Annotated in this window: 20 protein-coding genes and 1 riboswitch; of the genes, 4 read left to right on the top strand and 16 right to left on the bottom strand. The window is 38.3% G+C overall.

The genetic code is table 11. The annotated features are described in order from the left end of the window. Positions 1-124: 124 nt before the first annotated feature. The 3 genes from J7E63_RS07045 to J7E63_RS07055 form a co-directional block, all read right to left on the bottom strand. Positions 125-871: a LytR/AlgR family response regulator transcription factor gene (locus tag J7E63_RS07045; RefSeq protein WP_215010842.1), complete on the bottom strand. Its 747-nt coding sequence runs from the start codon at positions 869-871 to the stop codon at positions 125-127. Then, entirely contained in the window at positions 846-2,624 is a 1,779-nt protein-coding gene (locus J7E63_RS07050) for a sensor histidine kinase (protein ID WP_215010805.1), read from the bottom strand. Before J7E63_RS07050 ends, J7E63_RS07045 begins: the two co-directional genes overlap by 26 nt. 285 nt (positions 2,625-2,909) lie before the next feature. Next, positions 2,910-3,365: a hypothetical protein gene (locus J7E63_RS07055; protein WP_215010806.1), complete on the bottom strand. Its 456-nt coding sequence runs from the start codon at positions 3,363-3,365 to the stop codon at positions 2,910-2,912. Positions 3,366-3,462: 97 nt separating this feature from the next. Here J7E63_RS07055 and J7E63_RS07060 point away from each other — a divergent pair, with 97 nt between their 5' ends. The 3 genes from J7E63_RS07060 to J7E63_RS07070 are packed head-to-tail and all read left to right on the top strand — an operon-like array spanning position 3,463 to position 5,395. Then, complete coding sequence (locus J7E63_RS07060; RefSeq protein ID WP_088085754.1) at positions 3,463-3,774, top strand: hypothetical protein; 312 nt, start codon at positions 3,463-3,465, stop codon at positions 3,772-3,774. A gap of 2 nt (positions 3,775-3,776) precedes the next feature. Further along, complete coding sequence (locus J7E63_RS07065; RefSeq protein ID WP_215010807.1) at positions 3,777-5,012, top strand: glutathionylspermidine synthase family protein; 1,236 nt, start codon at positions 3,777-3,779, stop codon at positions 5,010-5,012. Next, positions 5,009-5,395 carry a DUF350 domain-containing protein gene (locus tag J7E63_RS07070; RefSeq protein WP_088085752.1) on the top strand — a complete coding sequence of 129 codons (387 nt, stop codon included), beginning with the start codon at positions 5,009-5,011 and terminating at the stop codon, positions 5,393-5,395. Before J7E63_RS07065 ends, J7E63_RS07070 begins: the two co-directional genes overlap by 4 nt. A 32-nt stretch (positions 5,396-5,427) precedes the next feature. On the opposite strand, the gene J7E63_RS07075 is transcribed toward J7E63_RS07070, so the two are convergent. From J7E63_RS07075 to J7E63_RS07090, 4 genes are all read right to left on the bottom strand, one after another. Next, positions 5,428-6,456, bottom strand: coding sequence for a potassium channel family protein (locus J7E63_RS07075; protein WP_215010808.1), 1,029 nt, complete (start codon positions 6,454-6,456; stop codon positions 5,428-5,430). Between the two features lie 561 nt (positions 6,457-7,017). Beyond that, positions 7,018-7,767, bottom strand: a complete 750-nt coding sequence (locus tag J7E63_RS07080) for a C39 family peptidase (RefSeq protein ID WP_215010809.1) — start codon at positions 7,765-7,767, stop codon at positions 7,018-7,020. Positions 7,768-7,948: 181 nt separating this feature from the next. Continuing rightward, entirely contained in the window at positions 7,949-8,395 is a 447-nt protein-coding gene (locus J7E63_RS07085) for a threonine/serine exporter family protein (RefSeq protein WP_215010810.1), read from the bottom strand. Positions 8,396-8,412: 17 nt separating this feature from the next. After that, positions 8,413-9,174 (bottom strand): threonine/serine exporter family protein, encoded by a 762-nt coding sequence (locus J7E63_RS07090; RefSeq protein WP_215010811.1) that lies wholly within the window; start codon positions 9,172-9,174, stop codon positions 8,413-8,415. Positions 9,175-9,394: 220 nt separating this feature from the next. On the opposite strand from J7E63_RS07090, the gene J7E63_RS07095 reads away from it, so the two are divergent. Continuing rightward, positions 9,395-10,123 (top strand): GntR family transcriptional regulator, encoded by a 729-nt coding sequence (locus J7E63_RS07095; RefSeq protein WP_215010812.1) that lies wholly within the window; start codon positions 9,395-9,397, stop codon positions 10,121-10,123. 40 nt (positions 10,124-10,163) lie between these two features. Here J7E63_RS07095 and J7E63_RS07100 read toward each other — a convergent pair whose 3' ends face one another. The 9 genes from J7E63_RS07100 to J7E63_RS07140 form a co-directional block, all read right to left on the bottom strand. Next, positions 10,164-10,985 carry a PfkB family carbohydrate kinase gene (locus J7E63_RS07100; protein ID WP_215010813.1) on the bottom strand — a complete coding sequence of 274 codons (822 nt, stop codon included), beginning with the start codon at positions 10,983-10,985 and terminating at the stop codon, positions 10,164-10,166. A gap of 16 nt (positions 10,986-11,001) precedes the next feature. Next, entirely contained in the window at positions 11,002-11,895 is an 894-nt protein-coding gene (locus J7E63_RS07105; RefSeq protein ID WP_374193706.1) for a carbohydrate ABC transporter permease, read from the bottom strand. After that, positions 11,888-12,769: a carbohydrate ABC transporter permease gene (locus J7E63_RS07110; RefSeq protein ID WP_215010814.1), complete on the bottom strand. Its 882-nt coding sequence runs from the start codon at positions 12,767-12,769 to the stop codon at positions 11,888-11,890. The genes J7E63_RS07105 and J7E63_RS07110 overlap by 8 nt, the downstream gene beginning before the upstream one ends. Before the next feature lie 73 nt (positions 12,770-12,842). Beyond that, positions 12,843-14,135 carry an ABC transporter substrate-binding protein gene (locus tag J7E63_RS07115; protein WP_215010815.1) on the bottom strand — a complete coding sequence of 431 codons (1,293 nt, stop codon included), beginning with the start codon at positions 14,133-14,135 and terminating at the stop codon, positions 12,843-12,845. Positions 14,136-14,203: 68 nt separating this feature from the next. After that, positions 14,204-15,193 carry an SIS domain-containing protein gene (locus J7E63_RS07120; protein WP_215010816.1) on the bottom strand — a complete coding sequence of 330 codons (990 nt, stop codon included), beginning with the start codon at positions 15,191-15,193 and terminating at the stop codon, positions 14,204-14,206. 205 nt (positions 15,194-15,398) lie between these two features. Then, positions 15,399-15,629, bottom strand: a complete 231-nt coding sequence (locus J7E63_RS07125) for a hypothetical protein (RefSeq protein WP_088085742.1) — start codon at positions 15,627-15,629, stop codon at positions 15,399-15,401. A 120-nt stretch (positions 15,630-15,749) separates the two neighbouring features. After that, positions 15,750-16,754, bottom strand: a complete 1,005-nt coding sequence (locus tag J7E63_RS07130; RefSeq protein WP_215010817.1) for an ABC transporter permease — start codon at positions 16,752-16,754, stop codon at positions 15,750-15,752. 1 nt (position 16,755) lies between these two features. Then, the gene (locus tag J7E63_RS07135) at positions 16,756-18,258 is read right to left on the bottom strand and encodes a sugar ABC transporter ATP-binding protein (RefSeq protein WP_374193707.1); all 1,503 of its coding nucleotides are present in this window, start codon (positions 18,256-18,258) and stop codon (positions 16,756-16,758) included. A gap of 69 nt (positions 18,259-18,327) precedes the next feature. Next, positions 18,328-19,443, bottom strand: coding sequence for a sugar ABC transporter substrate-binding protein (locus tag J7E63_RS07140; protein ID WP_215010819.1), 1,116 nt, complete (start codon positions 19,441-19,443; stop codon positions 18,328-18,330). Positions 19,444-19,572: 129 nt separating this feature from the next. After that, positions 19,573-19,680, bottom strand: a riboswitch (SAM riboswitch). Between the last annotated feature and the right edge of the window lie 154 nt (positions 19,681-19,834).

Below are 19,834 nucleotides of genomic sequence, written 5' to 3' on the forward strand. Positions count from 1 at the left end.
TATTCATACTTCACTTGTCTCTATCTTAGCGAAAGAAAACGCCAACATTGGGTTTTCAAGCTAAAATGCAAGGATTAGACGATGAATAACAAGAATAATAGAATGAAATGCAAAAAACAGCTTCTTAAAAACCAAGAAGCTGTTTTAGCTCTTTTGTATAGGTTCTGCTAACTGGAACCTTTTCTCCATCCTTCATAATTAAGTTGTAGGTAGAATTAAACCAAGGCTCTATCTCAACAATGGCATCGACATTAACTAAATAAGCGCGGTGGACACGAATGATCGACGAATGATGCAGCTTCCTTTCGAAAGTGATTAGCGTATCACTGACAGAGTACTTTGAGTTCCCTGTCGCAATGACTGTTTTCCCTTCATTTGTACCGATATAGAGTATGTCACTTATGTTTACGATTACAATTTTTTCATCAATTGTTATCGCAAGCTTTTCAGACCTTTCGTTAACAAAATTATTTTTCTGAATTGAAAAGGGAATAGCTTGTTTTTTATATTCGATAAGTTTATAAAGCTTCTCAATTGTTTGTAAGACTCTTTTTTCATCAAAAGGTTTTAAGATGTAATCAACAGCATTTAATTCAAAAGCCTTAAGGGCATATTCATCAAACGCTGTCGCAAATACAATTAATGGAGGGTGATCAAGTTTATTAACAAGAGCTGCAATTTCGATTCCACTTTCATCAGCGAGCTGGATATCTAAAAAAATAACATCAAGTTCTAGATTGCTTATTTTTTCAAATGAGCTTTCTACACTATCAGATTCCCCCACTATTTCAATCTGTTTGCTTCGTTTAAGAAGATAGGTCAGCTCATCTCTAGCTAACGGCTCATCATCCACAATAAAAGCCTTTAACAACATCCTCACCCCACTTTTGTTGTGTTAACGGAAGTATAATCGATACTTTCGTTCCTTTATTAAGGCTACTTTCAATTTGAAAAGAAGCATTTTGACCATAAATTTCTTCAATCCTTTTTTTGATATTCCAGAGCGCTGTTCCTGTCCCTCCAGATGAATCCACTGTTTGGTTTCCCAGTGTTCCAAGCAGCTCTGCTGAGATACCCCTTCCATCATCTTCAGTTAAAAGGACCATTTTCTCCCCTTCCTGGAAGGCACGGACTTTTACGGTTCCATGTTTCGCCTTTGGAAAAGCATAACGAATTGCATTTTCAACAAGCGGCTGCAATGTAAAAGGCGGAACTAGTACCCTTTCTAGCGGTGGTGAAATATCCAATTCCACATTATAACGGTTTGGAAAGCGCGCTTGCTCAATGGTTAGGTAAGCCTCAATATGTTCGAGTTCTTTTTCAAGCGGTATTAACATTTGCCTTGCTCCCTGTAGATTACTTCGGAAGAAGGTACTTAGTTTGATTAATAGACTCCTAGCTTTATCGGCATCTGTTCGAATAAGACTTGAAATCGTATTAATAGCATTGAATAAGAAATGTGGATGGACTTGGGCTTGCAAAGCCTTAATCTCCGCATCTTTTAATAATCTTCTTTGCATTTCCAGCTCCGCCATTTCTAATTGGACCGAAAATAAGTTGCTTAAACCTTCTGCCAACTCTTGTTCAACCCGGTCTAGTTTACTAGTATCAGTGAAATACAGCTTCAGTGTCCCCACTGTTTTTGCATGGACCTGTAAAGGTAATACAATGGCTGCTTTCAGCGGGCAGTTTGGGTTAAAACATTGAATTTCATGAACCGATTTTGCAATTGTGATCTTCCCTTGTTCCAGCACCTTTTTCGTTAATTCCGTCGCCATGTTTCCTGATGGAATATGGTGGTCTGAACCTGTACCGACATGGGCAAGAACATGGGATTGATCTGTAATCGAAATGGCATCCGCATTGGTCCAATGGAGAATAATCTCCGCTGCTTTTGTACAAGATTCCACATTTAATCCTTGACGAAAAAAAGGGAGAGTCTGGTTGGCGATGTATAAGGCTTTATGTGTTTGGAGTGCTTTCATCCGCTCTTGTTCTTGCAGAATTTCCTGGATTATTAATACAAAAAGAAGTGTCCCAAACCCATTAATCGCAATCATCGGGAAGGCAATTACCTCCACAAGATGCAGAGCCTCATTAAATGGTCTGGCTTGTAAAAGAATAATCCCCATCTGGGCACATTCCATTAATATCCCCATGACAACAGCCTTCCAAGGCGAATTCCCCTCTTGAATCTTAAAGCGCTTACTTAAGATTCCTGTGACAACTCCAGCCATAATCGTTGACAGGGCACAAGCAGCTGCTGTAAAACCACCTAGGGTCAATCGGTGTATACCGGCAATTAAACCGACCCCAATTCCAACAATGGGTCCGCCAAGTAAACCGCCTATCGTTACACCCATAATTCTAGTATTAGCGATCGCACTTTCACTGTCCATATTTGTCAACCAGTCCTGGGAGGTAATTGTTCCATGTCCAATCTCTACTCCTGTATAATTACTAATAACTCCAAAAGCTCCGAAAATAACGATCATAAATATTTTTGCGGTAATACCGTGTTCGTTATGAATGATTTGACGGAATGATTTCATCCTCGAGAGAAGAAACGCTACAATGATAAGAATACCGACACGTTCAAGCATGAGAGGCAATAATTCGACCATGGTATCTCACCTTTCGTCTTTACTTTTCCCTACTACTATATCAAAAAATAAGCCAACCATCCTAGCAATCGGTTAGCCTTGAATTAAAAATTTACCAATGCTGTTTTTTGACTGCCAGGAAGGACCATCCTTACCTCCGTCCCAACTCCCGGCTTGCTCTTGTAAAAGACTTTTCCGTTCATGTTTCAATAATTCTTAAGGAAACGGATGTACCTAGCCTTGTTCCCGTATCTTTTATGAAACTCTTCTATTTTTTCAAATTTCGGCTATTACATTTATTAATCATTATTGTCGACTTTCCCCTGTAAAACTCCCATAATACACATAACATTTTCGGTCTTCGTCAATTTCCCTTGAATCAAGGGCGAATTCTAGGAACCTTCCGTCTCTCTGAATGTAAATAATATCGGAGTGAAGGACAACCAAAACTTCTTCATGATTCCAAACATCTTTTTTCTCGATCAGGACGGACCTGTTTCTCTGAAGCTCTCTAACTTCAAAACCAATATGGGAATACTGTTCATCAGTTATGTCGTCATAGGATGACTTTTCTTTTTTCACGAAAAGGACTGTCGTCCCGTCTGGATCTATGGCTGTGGCCGTTACCACATACGTTTCGGATTCTTTGACGAAGTATTCGCATGTCATTCTTGCTACTGCCTCACTAACTGTTAAATCTAAATAGCTCCAAAGGGCAGGAAACTTTTGATATTCATCATCCAATCGATATTCCAACCTCAAATTTCATCCCTCTTTCATTTTTTCTTTCATTTTATCATTGTTTTCCTAAGGTTTACTTTTATAATTAAAATATAAATTCAATAAGGAGCGTGAAACGGTGAAGAAAACCCAATGGTTAGTGACTGGTGTTATCACTTCCCTCATAGCCGGAACACTTTCTGCCTGTTCAGACGACCGCCCCCCAAAGCCCGATGACAGCAGGTGCCGAGACTGGGACTGGGATGATGACCAAGGGGTATGGCAATGTGATGATACTCACTCGTCTCATTATGGCCATTTTTTTTACGGGGGAAGCTATTATCGAAATAAATCATCACTCTTGAAATCCTCCTCTTACAAGTCATACAAATCCTCTTCAAGCTTTAAAGGAGGATTCGGCAGTGGTTCAAAGGGTGGATTTGGAGGTTAGAAATGTCGAATTATTCAACGAATCGAAAGGTGTTTTATTCGCAATTCCCAACCTTTTGGTCAGATTTATACGAGAGCGAATATAGTCTTTACCAAGTTTATTCGATAACGAAACATACATCCTGCCTTTTAAAAGAAGCAACAGAACGCATGGGTCACATTTTTTTCAAAACCGCCCGCCTGTTACGGAGTCTTACTGATGAACAACTCCTTGAACTTGGGTATCCACCTGTAAGTCTTCCATTTTTAAGGTTGAAAAACTTCTCCCCTGAAACCATTATCGCTCGGTTCGATTTTGTGTTGACCGCGGCTGGATTCAAATTAATTGAATTCAATAGTGATACACCGACATTTATTGTGGAATGTTTTCATATGAACGGAATGGTTTGTTCAGAGTTTGGTTACTTGGACCCAAATGAAGGAGGAGCACGCCTGCTTTCTTCCGGTATTACACGCGCAGTAATCGAAGCATCAAAAGGAAAAAGGAAGGCTAACATTGTGTTCACAGCCCACAATGATCATACCGAAGACTGGAATACCATTAAATATTTAAGTAAGTTATGTCAGGTTAAAAATCGGATCGTTCCATTGTCCACTCTCCGGATTACAGACGGTACCCTTGTCGACGATGAGGGTATACCTATTGATGTGTTGTACCGCCAAACCTATCCTCTTGAACATTTGGTTGACGATCGGGATCCTATAACAGGTGACCCGGTTGGAATCGAATTATTGCAACTAGTCAAAGAAGGCAAACTCTCTATTTTAAATCCTGTCTCAGCCTTTTTGTTGCAGCCGAAATCCATTCAATGTTTAATTTGGGGATTAGCAGAACAGGGAGCTTTTTATACAAAAGAAGAGCAAGGATGGATTATGGAATATATGCTGCCTACCTATCTTGAAGCAGATGCATTTAAGGGACAGCTTGACTATGTTCAAAAACCATCCTTCGGCAGAGAAGGAGATACGGTGACAATTTGGGATCAACACTCCAATATTACCGCTCAAAATTCCTTTCAAACCTATAAAGAGGAAGTTTCGGTCTTTCAACAGTACGTCCCTCTCCCTACTGTTACATTGGAAACAGAAAAGGGAATCGAGGAACTTTCATTAGTATTCGGATCTTTTCTTATTGCCGGAAAGGCCGGAGGTATCGGCATTCGTGCAGGTGGAAAGATCACTGGCAACGAATCTTATTTCTTACCAGTGGGTATAAAAAACAAGGGGGAATGGAAATGACGAATTTCTTATTATATTTAGCAGTTTCACTTGGTCTTTTATTCGTAGGACTGTTTCTTATGGAAGTAACAACAAAGGTCAAAGAGTTCTCCTTAATGGCAAAAGGAAATAAGGCAGCAAGCTATGTCCTTGGGGGAAGGCTTCTAGGTCTTGCCATTGTTTTGTATTCTACTGCTGCCAATTCTATTTCTCTTACGGATATGGCCATATGGGGTGCCATCGGAATCGTGGCTCAAATTGTGGTTTTTTACCTGGCTGAATGGCTTACACCTCGTTTTAACGTCAGTCAAAGCATCGAGGAAGATAACCAGGCAGTCGGCCTTTTTCTAATGCTGCTGTCGGTTTCCATCGGTATCGTCATTGCTGGTTGCTTAACCTACTAAAAAAACGCATCCTCAAGATGCGTTTTTTTACTTCAAAGCGATTGATATGTCTTCTTGTCGCAAATCACAAATAAGCGAGCATCTTTTGGAATGGGTTCATTCCATTTCTTCAATATATTTAAGTCACTCCGGTCCGCAATGAGCTGGGCCCCTTTTTTCTTTAAGTGCTCGTACGCATCTCCGTATGTTTTCCAGTCGGATTTAACTTCAACCTCCCATAAATCACTGCCCCCGTCTCCATCCTTTCGGCTTAATAACTGAGTAAAAAGATGACTTGCCCCTTTTGTCTGCGCCGATTTTGCCATCAGGTTGGACACCGATTCATGAGAAAGGATAAATTCATCAATTTTGACATGTTTAAAATTGCCGACATGCTTTTCATTTAGAATTTCTGCAATCGTATAAATATTTTTTTCCGTACCTTCATCATAGCGCTCGATGGAGGAAGCGGTTAAAAGCGTTTTACCATCCGCTAAATCTGGGTTGTCGATCCCATCTGGGGCAAAGAGCAAAACTGCTTTTGATCTTTCAATTTTTGCTCTTTTCAATGTTTCTTCATCTGTGGGGCTCCCCTGGATATATAAAAACCGCTCATGTTCATATGGCGTCTTCTCTAATTCATCAATTAGTACGATTTCTGTTTTTTCATCTCCAATAAACAGCTCTTTTATCGTATTTTTGCTTTTGGCAGTCCAGCCGATAATAACGTAATGATTTTCTCCTTTAAAAGACATTCTTCCTTCCTCCTTCATCCGTTTGTACTGTGACACAGCATCGACAATCATCCCAATTACCACACCAAAAAGCCCAATTCCCAGAGTATAGACGATGACCATCGCCCAAATTCTCCCTAGCTGTGTTGTTGGGTACACATCTCCGTAGCCAACCGTGGTCATCGTGGTAAGAATCCACCAAATAGCATGGAAAGTATTTTCAAATGTTTTAGGCTCTAGTATCCTCATAACCCCAGCGTTTATAAAAATATAAAATGTCGTAAATAACAGCACCGTACGATACCGATACTTAGCTGCTGTAAGAAACAACCTTCGAAAAAGTATCATGGATATCCTCCATTCTTTCTTAGCGTGATTAAATAAAACTTCTATGAATTATATTTCTGTTATCTCTTTGGTTATTCCTTTAAAGAAAATAGTATTATTATTTTTGTTGACAAATAGGAACCAGTCCTGTAATATTAATATTTGTGCTTCATATTTAATTGTAACTTGTAAATGATAAGATAACGCAAAGTAAGAATTTTTCTGGCATTCTGCTTATGTTTTAAAATTAAAACTTATTCACACTGGATCGGCTTCGGAGCCGTTAGGATGTAAGAGAGGTAGGGCTTACGTCGTTTAGGTATAAAACCTTCAGGTGGAAAAATAACCGCGGCAAACTTGTTTTTATAAACAATGATTATTATATAAGTTTTTACCTTGCGATTGCTAACAAGAAGTACAACCAATCACAAGTTACGATACGTATTCATTAAATGAATAAAACTAAGAAGGCAGAGGGATATTTCATTCCTCTGCCTTCGCCCATTTTAGAACATATTTACTAATTTTACTTCCAAAAAGTCCAAAACAAAAGGCCTGAATCGGTATCAGGCCTTTTTCATTTTATTTTTCGATAACAATCGCTTGTTTACCCATCTGCTCCCAAGCTTTAATAAAACTGGCGCGATTTAATTTCTGATTCTTTTCACCGTAAGGATTGTTAATATAAATATAATTTTCATCGTAACCTGTAATCGCTACACTATGTTCACTAAAGGTAATTTTGATTTGTCCTTGCGGGGTATTCCACGTTTGAAAAACAGAAACTGGAGCAAAGCTGGACGTGGTAATGACCCAAACAGGAAGTCCTTGACCTACTTTTTCTAATACATCATCAAACGAATGATTTGTTAAATTAATTGCTTTATCACCGACATATTTTTGGGCGAGTTCTAATACGGGACCGTTATAAACTCCTAGTCCTGGTCCATGTGCCATATCGCCTACAAATCCGGCATTCGGATTACCCTTTTTACCGTTACTATAGTTTAACGGAACTGTTTTAATCTTTTCTGCTAACTCATTTTTAGTCACTTTTACACCGTGATAATTAAGAATCATCGCAAGGCTTGTTACCTCACAGCCGTTGTAAAGTATGGGTTGATCCATTTGATTTATTAATGGTACATCTAGGATGATACTATCTGGAATACTCGGTGCCTCTTTTGCGAGAAGTGCCACTATCCGGGTTTTTAATGGAGCAGCCTCGGTGACTTGTATCGCTTCTTGACGATCAAACTTTACAGCTAAAATCGTTTTAGCACTAATAAATAATAGTAAGACAACTAAAATCGCAATTAGTATTTTTTTCATATATGAATGTACCATTCCTTGTAATAGACTTTGCTGAATGACAATTGGTAATAGTAATATACTACTATATTACCTTACTAAAAAACAATAAAGGAAAGAATTTTCCAATGAATGATAATCTTTAAAGCTTAAGTTTTCCTTAAAAAATTCCCTTTAGTAGTTTGCACTAAAGGGAATAGGTTTAGATTCGTACCCTATTATCGTTAATTTTTCGAATTACTTGATTGATTACTTCTGAAAAAACTAAGCCAAAGGCGATGGATCCAGCCAGCATGAGGACTTTTGCCGCCAATGCTATCGCTGAATTATAATCGTTCTCAACAAAATTCCGCATCGCATCATAGGCCAGACCTCCAGGCACAAGCGGAATAATTCCTGCTACACTAAAAATAATCACTGGCGTTTTATAGAACTTTGCTAATTGTTGACTGATGACGGCAATAAAAATGGTCGCAGCTAATGTTGCTAAAATGGCGTTATTTGAGTAGTCTTCTAGCAGGAAATAAATTAACCAGCCACCCATTCCTATCAGTCCGCACTTCACTAAGGATTCTTTCGGTGCATTAAATAGAATTCCAAAGGCACCTGTTGCAATTAAGCTTGTTAGTGCCTGAGCAAGAACAGCCACAATAAATACACCTCACTTCACATAAAAGATAATACGACCGCAATCCCTGTCCCAATCGCAAAGGCCGTTAGAAAAGCTTCCGCACCCTTTGATAACCCCGATACTAAGTGTCCCGCCATTAAATCTCTAATCGCATTGGTCACTAAGAGTCCAGGAACTAAGGTCATCACCGAGCCAATAATAATTTTATCTAATTGCTGACCGACTCCAATTTTCACAAATAAAAATGAAAGCAATCCAATCACGAACGATGCTAAAAACTCCGAGAAAAACTTGATTGGGACAAAGCGATGAAAATATACAAAGCTTAGATAACCCATTCCGCCTGAAATCATCGCTGGAATAAAATCATTCCAGCCCCCCTCAAACATAATCATAAAACAACCGCTGGCGAGTGACGCAGCGGCCACTTGGAACCTAAATGGAAATGTTACATCTAAAGAGTCAATTTCCTTTAAATGCTCCAGGGCTTCTTTTAAATTGACCTCACCACTACTAATACTTCTAGATATGCTATTTACCATAGAGACTTTTTTCAAGTCTGTTGACCGCTCCGATATTCTAATAAGCTTGGTCTTCGTTGGCTCTGTTCCTTCTGCTGAAAAAATAATTCCGGTTGGAGTTACATAACTATGCGTCCTTTCAATACCAAAGGCTGCGGCTATGCGCATCATCGTATCTTCTACCCGATAGGTCTCCCCGCCGCTTTGAAGCATGATTTTCCCAGCTAATAAGCAGACCTCCATAACTTCATATGTTTGTTCTTCTGGTTTTTCCATTTATCTCACCACACACAATTCTCCATTTTTACTTAGTTTAAATTAAAACAAACGTTTAATCAAAGTTGACTAGCGGTTTGCCAAATTTGCTGTGAACGGGATATTATTAAATCCAATATTTTATAAATATGATAAATGTTATCAAATATTTCTATACATCGAAGTATACTTATTATATAATATTATATAATGACCTATTGGCTCGAAAGGAATTTTATCGATGAAATTAAACAATTCAATTTCAACACCTTTATATGACCAATTAAAACAAATACTGAAGGAAGCCATTGATCAAGGGGTTTATAAATCAGGTGAAAGACTGCCGAATGAAACGGAATTATGTGAGTTGTATGGCGTTAGCCGAATAACCGTAAGACGGGCGATTCAGGATTTAGCGGATGAGGGTTTTTTAGAGCGAAAGCAAGGGAAAGGAACTTTTGTAACGCGAACCAAAATTGCCCGAGAATTGGTTTCTATTGATGGATTCTCAGATTTTAGTAAACAAATTGGAAAAAATCCTTCTAAGCGAATTCTTGCCTGTGAAGAAATGAAAGCTACTCCGGAAATTGCCGAAGCACTTCAAATTGCCATTGATTCACCTGTCTTAAAGTTGGTCCGGATCATGTCAATCGATCAACAGCCTTTTACACTAGATATCGCCCATTACTCTTTAGAACGCTTTCCCGATTTGACTGCACGCTTCACAGAACATGCATCAACCTATGAAGTTTTGAAAAACATTTACCACATCAATATCAATTCTGGAAAAAGCAAAAAAATAATTACAGTTACTCCTGCTTCTAAATTTGAAGCGGAATATTTAGACTGTGAAATTGGTGAAACACTTTTCAATATTGATAAAACCGTTTACGATGAAACAGGAGTTCCAATTCATATTTCAAATTTCAAAACACAAACCCAATTAATTGCACTTACAATAACAACTTAAAAAAAGGAATGAATGGGTATCCATTTCATTCCTTTTGTTTTTAGAAAATTAATTGTCTACCAAACCCAAATGCACCGTTCACTTCACAAGTTCTTGCAGCAATCTTTGCCGCTGCTTTCAAAGATTCCTCAATGGTAAACCCATTAAAGTGGTTGGTTAAAAAACCAGCAATGAAAGAATCCCCTGCACCAAGAGTATCAATCACATTTGCTTCCTCAATTCCCTGTTTGTATCGTTTGTTATGATGAGACATAATTACGCCCTTAGAACCTCTAGTGATAATGATAAACGGCGTTCCAAGTCCATGTATTTTAAGGAAGATCTCTTCTAGTTCAACTTCTGTAAAATCACTTCCTGAAATAAACGCAAACTTGATATGAGGGCAAACCTTTTCTAATAATTCTGTTGTAAAATGATTAGAGAAATCATAGGAAACGGGTAAATGTTGTTTAAGCAATGGCAATTCTTCCTCTAAATGACTATATATACTGGTATGTACCACATCAAACGCTTTGATGTATTCATAGTCATCGACTGATAAATTAAGCTTTAGTTTAGCCTGAACACCGCCTTTATTTGATTTAATAAAGATTCGGTCCCCTTCCACATTTAGATCAACATAAGCCTTTCCACTTTCCCCAACCGCTCTTCGAACATGACTAGTATCTATTAAGTTCTTGTTTAAAGAATCTAGAATATGATCCCCTTCTACATCCGTTCCAACAATACCTATAAATGCTGCTGACTCCGCTCCACTTTGTTTAGCTATAACAGCAACATTTAAAGCATTTCCACCTGGAAACATTTCATTACGATCCTGGTAAATATCAACAACATTATCGCCTATTCCAATAATTTTCATATTTCCCCACTCCTTCTTATCCTTTAACACTTCCTGAAGATAAACCTCTAATAAAATACTTCTGCATAAACATAAATAAGAGAATGATCGGCAGGGCTGAAATCATTAACCCAGCCATCAGAACACCCCAATTGGTTTGAAGGGCATCCCGAAATTGCATCAATCCGGCAGGAATGGTTTTTAGTGCATCAGAATCAACAAAGATTAACGCAAACATAAACTCATTCCAAGTATAATAAGCAGTTAACACAACACCAGTTAGTAAAATCGGTTTATTTAACGGAACAAAGATTTTTGTAAAAATGGTCCACGTATTACAACCGTCCAAAAAGGCAGACTCCTCTAATTCCTTCGGTACCTCAAGAAAAGCAGCTCTGATCAGTAGGATGGTGATTGGAATTCGATAAGCAATGTAGGGAAAGATCATTGCAAAATACGTATCATGAATTCCTAATAATTGAATGAGCTTGTACAGCGGGACTAAACTAACTTGTGGGGAGAGCATCATTCCTCCCATACAGAAAACTAATAGGATGTTCTTCCCTTTAAATTCAAACCTAGATAAACTGTAGGCTCCGAGTGCACTTATTAATACTGTTAGGAAGCAGGTAGTCGCTGTAACAATTAAACTATTAACAAAATATCCAGAAATCCCTGTGTTCCATGCCTCTGTATAATTGGAAAACAGCCATTCTTTTGGTAATGCCCAGCTGCTGGAGAAAATCTCTGGCGTGGACTTAAATGAGTTAATCACCATCCAAAAAAGCGGATAAGCAATCACTACAAAATACAAGATCAGAATTGTAAAAATTGGCAGACTTTTAACAACATTCTTTTGCTTCCTATTTTTCTTTGTGATTGGGATCGAATGATGGTAATCCATTACTTTGCTTGTCTCCACGCTAAACATCCTTTCCTGTTTTAAATAGTTTCAGCTGAACCAAGGAAACAATTAGGGTAATGATTAATATCACAGTAGCCACAGCCGAAGCATATCCCATTTGGTCTTTACCGAAAGCTGAATGGTAGAGTAATGTTCCTAAAACTTCACTGGAATTACCAGGTCCGCCGCCTGTCAAAATATACGGTTCATTAAACACGGTAAATGCACCGGTTAAAGTAATAAGTGTTGTAACGAAGAACATCTCTTTTACTTGTGGAATAGTGATTGAAAAGAATTTACGAATCTTCCCTGCCCCATCGATCTCTGCAGCCTCATACAATTCTTGGGGAATATTTTGAATCGCGACAATAAATAACATCATAATATAACCAATACTTTGCCACTGTGACACAGCAATAACAGCGAAGATAGCGGTTTCAGATTCTCCCAGCCAAGCCCTAGTTAAATTTTCAAGTCCTAACATATTTAATAGCCCATTTAAAATTCCGATATCCGGGTTATAAACAAATGTAAACAGTAAAGCGATGACAGTCATCGAGATGACAACTGGAAGGAAAAATACGGTACGGAACAATCCACTAATGAATCGTGTTAGCGGATCTTCAAGTATAGCCGCTAGAATAAGTCCGCCAAATACCTGAAAAATAATCGAGATGACTGCATACCAGAGATTATTTTTTAAAGCTATATAAAAAACTTCATCTTTAAAAAGATTAAGAAAATTTTCAAAGCCAACAAATGTTTTTTCTACTGAAAAAGCAGAGAAATCATAGAAACTATAAAAAAAGTTTTCAACAATTGGATAGTAAACAAAAAGGGCCATAAAGATTAAGCAAGGTGCAATATATAGGTATGGTAACCACTTGTTTGTATTTTGCATAATAACTCCCCTTTTTTAACAGGCGTATCTTTGGAAAAAAGGTGGTCAACTTGCAACCACCTTTTCTGGCTTCCTATTTTTTTGCAGACGCCTTAACTTCTTTTGCTGCTGCTCTGACATCCTTCATTACATCTTCTGGACTTTTCTTGCCGTCCAACATTAGCTGTGTTCCATTTAAATAAGCATCAACTATTTTAATATCAACAGCTGTATCAAACCATAAGTACGTTTGTTCAGCATTAACAATTAAATTGATGGCATCCTGTTGAAGCTTGGATGCATTTTCATCGGTTGTTGTTCCTTTAACCGCACTGTACTCACTTACCTCTTTTAACTGCTCTGTACCTTTTTCCTTCGAAGTTAAGAATTTGACAAATTCCATTGCTTCCTTCGGATGTTTTGTTTTCGAAGAAATCATGATTCCTTCAGGTGCTGCTGTGATGGAGTTGGCATTTCCTTCTCCACCTTCCACACCTGGTACATTAAACACACCTAAATCCTCTTTTAAAGATGGTTCAATAAGCCCGATTTCTGCAAGCTGGAAGAAGCCGATCGCTGCTTTTCCACTGTTAAATAACTCACGTGAATATTCATGGTCTACAGAGTTAACTCCTTTATTAAAGTACGGCTTCAGTTCCATGAATTTCTCTAATGCTTTAACATAACCTGGATGCGAGTAATCACCTTCAGGATTTTTGGGATCATAATCTTTATCAAGAACATCCTGCGGCACCATCAATTGATTCAATGTTCCAATATAATGGGAAATCGTCCATGGTGCTTTACTTCCAAATGTAATTGGAGTAAGTCCTGCGGCTTTTACCTTTTTAGAGACATCAATTAGTTCGGACCAAGTAGTTGGAACTTCAAGATTTAAATCCTTGAAAATTTTCTTATTGTAAAAGAAGGCCTTACCGTCAGTCGACCACGGAATCCCATAAATCTTACCATCTAAAGTAAAGGCCTTGAACTGGGAGGAAATGATTTGATCTGACCACGCTTTATCTTCATTTACATAATTAGTTAAATCAAGTGATTGTCCCTGACGTGCGAAGTTATAGGCAAACTCTCCGCTCCAAGAAAAGAAGACATCTGGAGGGGTGCTTGAGCCTAAGACAACTCGAATCTTTTCTTTATAAGAATCGTTCAAGACGGCTTCCGTTTTAATTTTAATATTGGGATGGGCCTTCTCAAACTCTTTTACTGCCTTTTCAAAATATTGCTTTTTAGGTTGATTCGGCCAGCGGTGGAAGAATTTAAGTTCAACCACATCTTTTCCATTTGTTGAACTAGAACTCTTAGAACAGCCAGCAAAAAACGATAGAAAAAGGATAGAAATAATACTTAAAATTAATAACTTCTTCATTAAGCTTCCCCTCCAGAAAGGAATACATATCTATGATTATTGCAGTATATTGGTTATTTCATCTTGGTTTAGTATTCAACTGTCCACATATATCTTCTTTTTGATAGCGGATGATTTCGTGCTTCTGCTAACTGATCCGCATATTTTCTTAATACGTAATTTAAAACTAATGGAGCGATGTATCCCTGTACTTCCTCTGCAACCCCAGTGAAATCGAAGTCTTTTGCATCAAGGACAACCAACTTCTTGCCATAACGCTTAGAGAATTCTAATGCTCTTTCTTCTAAATGTCTTGTTTCGTCCAAGCCTAGCAGGATAATAAAAGGTGTTTCTTCATCAATAATTTCAAATGGTCCGTGGAAGTATTCTCCCGCGTGAATGGCGTGTGAGTGAACCCATTGCATTTCCATGAGGATACAAATTGCATAAGAGTAGGCAACACCATAATTTGCTCCGCTTGCCATTGTATAAATAATTTTTTCATCTTTATACTGTTGTCCAAAAGCCTCTGCCTTCGTTTGGTAGAGTGCAGCAGCTTTTTCGTAAACATTTTGTAAGTTCTCAAGACTTTCTTCTACTAAACTAGCTTTTTCGTTATTTTCAACAACTTTTAGTACACCAAATACTAGTTGATATAAAACCGAATAGTTCGTCGTGAAAGCGTTTGCTCCTTCACCCCATTGATACTTCAGCACGACATCTGAAGCCAGCGCTAATGGTGACGCTTCCACATTAGTTAAAGAAACAGCCAAAGCCCCTTTTGCTCTAGCAAATTTTGCTGCTTCTACTGTTTCAGGTGTGGTTCCTGAGTGCGAGCACAGAATAACCAGGGAATTGCTTCCAAGTTTTGCATGATTGCGATAGATAAATTCATTTGCACTAAACAGATGGGCATCAAGAACCTTCGCTTCACGGTCAATTACATACTTGCTTGGATACATAATGGCAGATGAGCCGCCGCATGCTACAAAGAAAACATTGGAAATATTTCTTTTTTCTACCTCTGCTAATGCTTGTTGCACTTGATTTTTCACGTCAATTACTAATTCAGTCGTCATTTTGTTGCCTCCCTGATAAAATATTTTAGTGAATGAACACTAGTAAACTCTTTAAACAATATACAACTTTATATAACGTTATATGTTGTTATATATAAATTACTATACTTTTAAACTCTAGTCAATTGAATTTTCAGAAAAATGAAACGACATTTCTCGACAAAAATCAAAATAGCCAGGGGTCTTCCCTGGCTGCTTTTTCTCGTTACTCCCCTATATTGTTTTCAAACCACTCTTGGAGCTCTTTCAATGAGTTAAACGTAAAAATCTCCTCGCCATTTTGCCCATTGTCAAACCCAGTGTTACCTCTTAAGGTAATTTGCCCTTCATCCTCAGAAATTAAGATAGCATAGGGATGATTAACATTTATATACCTTGAATCTAAATCGGTATCTACCCAATTCTTACTTCTCAGAAATGCTTCATAATGTTCCATTAAGATCCCTCCTATCTCTAAATATTGTTCCTCAAAACTTACTTATATTTGTAGATTTTACTTTGGTTTTTCAAAAAAAATAAACCTATCCGAAAAATGGATAGGTTTATCATAGTTTAATTATTTTTGTTTATAATACGTAATTGCTAATGCAAAGGCCAAGACGGTTCCTTTAACAATATCCATCGCATAATATGGGACGGACATCATCACGAGTCCGTTTTGGAGAATCCCGATCAGGACGGCTCCAACAAATGTTCCAAACGCGTTGGCCTTTCCAGCTCCAAGCACTGAAAATCCAATATAGGCGGCGGCAACTGAATCCATTAAATAGGGAGCACCAGAGTTAATTTCTGATGTCAAAACCCTTGAAGCGAGCACAATCCCGCCAATGGAGGCAAACAGAGCCGAAAGCAAATATGCTGCCACCTTATATTTATTAACTGGGATACCTGATAGTCTCGCCGCTTCTTTGTTACCACCGATCACATACATATATCGACCATGCTTTGTATAGTTCAAAAAGATATGCACGAGGATCACAGTCACAGCCATAATGATAATAATCCACGGCACTTCTCCGATTTTTGCAAAAAATGGACTGATCAGACCCGATGCCATCGAGCCATCAGACATAACCATGTTTTGTGAAACAGTCGCCCCTTTTGTATACGTCAATGCTGTCCCTTGAATGATAAACATCGTAGCAAGTGTCATCAGCATATCTGGAATTCTTAATTTCACAATCATGAATGAGTTTATTGCTCCTACTACTAAGGAAGCACAAATCGCAGAAATGACCGCCACCAATGTGTTTTGTGAAAACCAAACAAACATCGAAATGACAATGGCGTTTGATAAGGAAGCGACCGATCCTACCGATAAATCAAAGCCATCAACAGACAATGAAATCGTAATACCGATAGCGATAATCGTTACAATGGAGATCGAACGTAAGATATTGATGATATTACTGCCCTGAATAAAAGTAGGATTAGCCACTGAGAAAATAATAATAAGTGCAAGAATCGTAATAATCGTCCCATATTTATATAAAAAGCGAAATAACTCAAATACTTTTTTTGCCGGGGCTACCTGATTCTTTGCTGCAATATTTGCCTCCATTTTACCTGCCCCCTGTTGAATAAAATAATAGTTCTTCTTCATTCGTTTCTCTCGTTTCAATTTCCTTTACGGACCTACCGTCGTATAAAACATAGACCCGATCAGTAATCCCAATAATCTCCGAAAGCTCTGAAGAAGCATAAATAATTGCTTTACCCCGGTTCGCTAGTTCAGCGATTAACTCAAAGATATCCTTCTTTGCGCCAACATCGACGCCTTTGGTTGGTTCGTCAAAAATATATACATCTGCTTCAGCTACGAGCCACTTTCCGATTGCGACCTTTTGCTGATTCCCTCCGGAAAGATTCTGTACCTTGGTTTCTTCGGAAGGTGTCTTAATTCCAAGGCGACGGATCAACTGCTTTGCCGTTTCTTTTTCTTTTTTTCGATCTAAAAAGCTTAATCTCTTTGAAAATTCACCTAAATTAGCAGCTGTTAAATTGGTTTCTACTGATTCAAGAACTAGGATTCCTTCCTTTCTCCGTTCTTCTGGAACTAGAGCAATTCCCTTTTTAACCGCATGATAGGGACTCTTTAATTTGAATTTATTGCCATGAAGAAAGATGTCTCCCCCCGTTAATTTCTCAGAGCCAAATAACGCCTTACACAATTCTGTTTTTCCAGCACCGACAAGCCCGGCAATTCCAATGATTTCTCCTGATTTAACATGAATATGTAAATCTTTAATTTTCTCTCTATCTGAAAGTCCTTTTACTTCAAGGATCGTTTTTCCAATGGACGCATTCTTCTCTGGGAACTGTTCCTCTAATTTTTGACCCAGCATATGCTCAACCACTTTGTTGATAGTCGTATCAGTAACTCGCTCTTTTGCAACAAATTCACCGTTTCTCATCACAGTAACTTCATCGCAGACTTCAAAAATTTCTGGCAAACGATGGGAAATAAAGATAACACCTACATTTTGCTTTTTTAAATCACGGACAATCCGGAATAGTTCCGTCGTTTCAGTATGACTCAATGGTGCTGTCGGCTCGTCTAAAATAAGAAACTTACATTGATTTGAAACAGCCCTAGCGATTAAGATCATTTGTTTTTCCGCTAACGTTAACTCACTTACAAGCTTCTTCGTCGGAAGCATAATGTTCATACTTGATAGTATTTCATCCGCTCTTTGATGAAGGTTCTTCCATTTCATCCATTGCTTTTTCCCCATGTTATGGACTGTATCGAGGAGCATAATATTTTCGGCGACAGTTAAATACGGAATGAGAGCCGTATCTACTTCTTGATAAACGATTTGTATTCCTGCGTCCAGTGCATTTTTCGGAGAACGAATCTTCAGGTTTTTCCCATCTAACCTTATTTCACCGGTATAGTGGTCATAAGCACCCGCGAGAACCTTCATTAACGTTGATTTCCCTGCCCCATTTGCCCCAATCAAAGCTTGGATTTCTCCCGTTTCCATCGAAAAGTCGACCTGATTCAATGCCTTCACACCAGGAAACTCTATTGAGATGTTTTTCATCTCCAATGTTGATCTCATCAAAATCATCCCCCGTAAGCAAACACTCTCTTCATCTATTGAAAAAGAGAGTGTCTAGTTGTATACCGACTATTCTTTATAATGCTTCTTTAACGTCTTTATCCACTCTTCCTCAAATGCCGTCGATTGACCCCAGCCTGGGATAATGTTTGCCAGATTAACCATGTTTACAGGCTCTTTTGCTTTGAGAAGATTTTCTTGTGAAACAAGTGAAGCATCTAAATCAAAGGTCTGTGGTGTTTCTTCACCTGCAAGCTTTTTCGCGAGTATTCTCATATCAACAGCACCGATAAGTTTCGGATCGACAGCTGCTGTGTATTTCCAAGCGCTGCCTTTTCTTTGAATTTCTTGCAGATCCGCATTGGAAACATCGATTCCATAAATCTTCACTTCTTCACGTCCCGCTTCTTTCAAAGCTCGTGCTGCACCGATTGCAAATGTATCCCAAGTAGCAAATATGGCATCCAGTTTGCCTTTTGGATATTTATTTAACATGGCTGCAACTGCGTTTTGTGTTTGTACACTTGTATCTGCCGCAGCCACACCAAAGCGTTCTACTTCTTTAATTTCAGGATTTTTTGAAAGGACATCTTGATAAACCTTATTACGTCTAACCATTGCAGGGAAACCGTCGACCCATAGGTAGGCAATATTTGCTTTTCCGTTTGTATTCTTTACGAGTTGATCAAGGGCCAAAGTTGCTAAGGCTTCATCATCCTGTGAAGTAAGCGTTACTCCATCAACCTTCGCAATATTTGGATTTGAGTCAAATGTGACTACACTTTTTCCTTTTTCAACTATCTTTTTTACATCATTAACAGTCGCATCATCGTCACCATGAGAAATGATAAATCCATCATAATCCTGGTCTAATGCCTGATTAATAGCATCATGGAACTTAGCCGTGTCACCATTTGCGGTAAACACGTCCACTTGAAAACCTAAGGCTTCTCCCTCTTCTTTTGCACCTGCTAAGAATTGGGCAGTATGATCATCACCGCCAATTTTACGGATCACCTTGATTTTTAACGGATCACCACTTGTAAACTTTTCAGACACACCTTCAAGTGAAACCTTTTTATGAGTGCTTGCTTGTTTTGTTTCTCCCTCAGAAGCACAGCCTGTGAGTAAGAGTGTTGCTGCTAATGCTGATACGAGTGTACTTTTAAAGATATTTCTTTTCATGATTAAAGCTCCCCCTTTTAGATTCTTATCAATACTCCATTACTCCGATTGGAAAGGTTTGTTTTTATATAAAAATAAAAAACCTCTCCAGAAAAGAGAGGTTTCATCACAAATTAAGGGACTACTCCTCTCTTATCTTTCAAAACAATAAATTGTTTTGCAGGATTTAGCACCAATTCCAAACGGAACGGTTGCTGGGCGTCATCGGGCCAGTCCCTCTGCCACTCTTGATAAGAGAACGTATTATTCATTTAAAGTAATAAATTAGATTTTAGTCTCCCATTAACAAGTTGTCAATAGTGTTTTGAATATTTCTAATACAGTTATTATTCCCAATCCGCCAAATAGTACGATGCAAGGCGAGGTATTAGGTTATCTTTCGGCTAGTACT

The sequence above is a fragment of the Bacillus sp. ISL-75 genome (assembly GCF_018613095.1).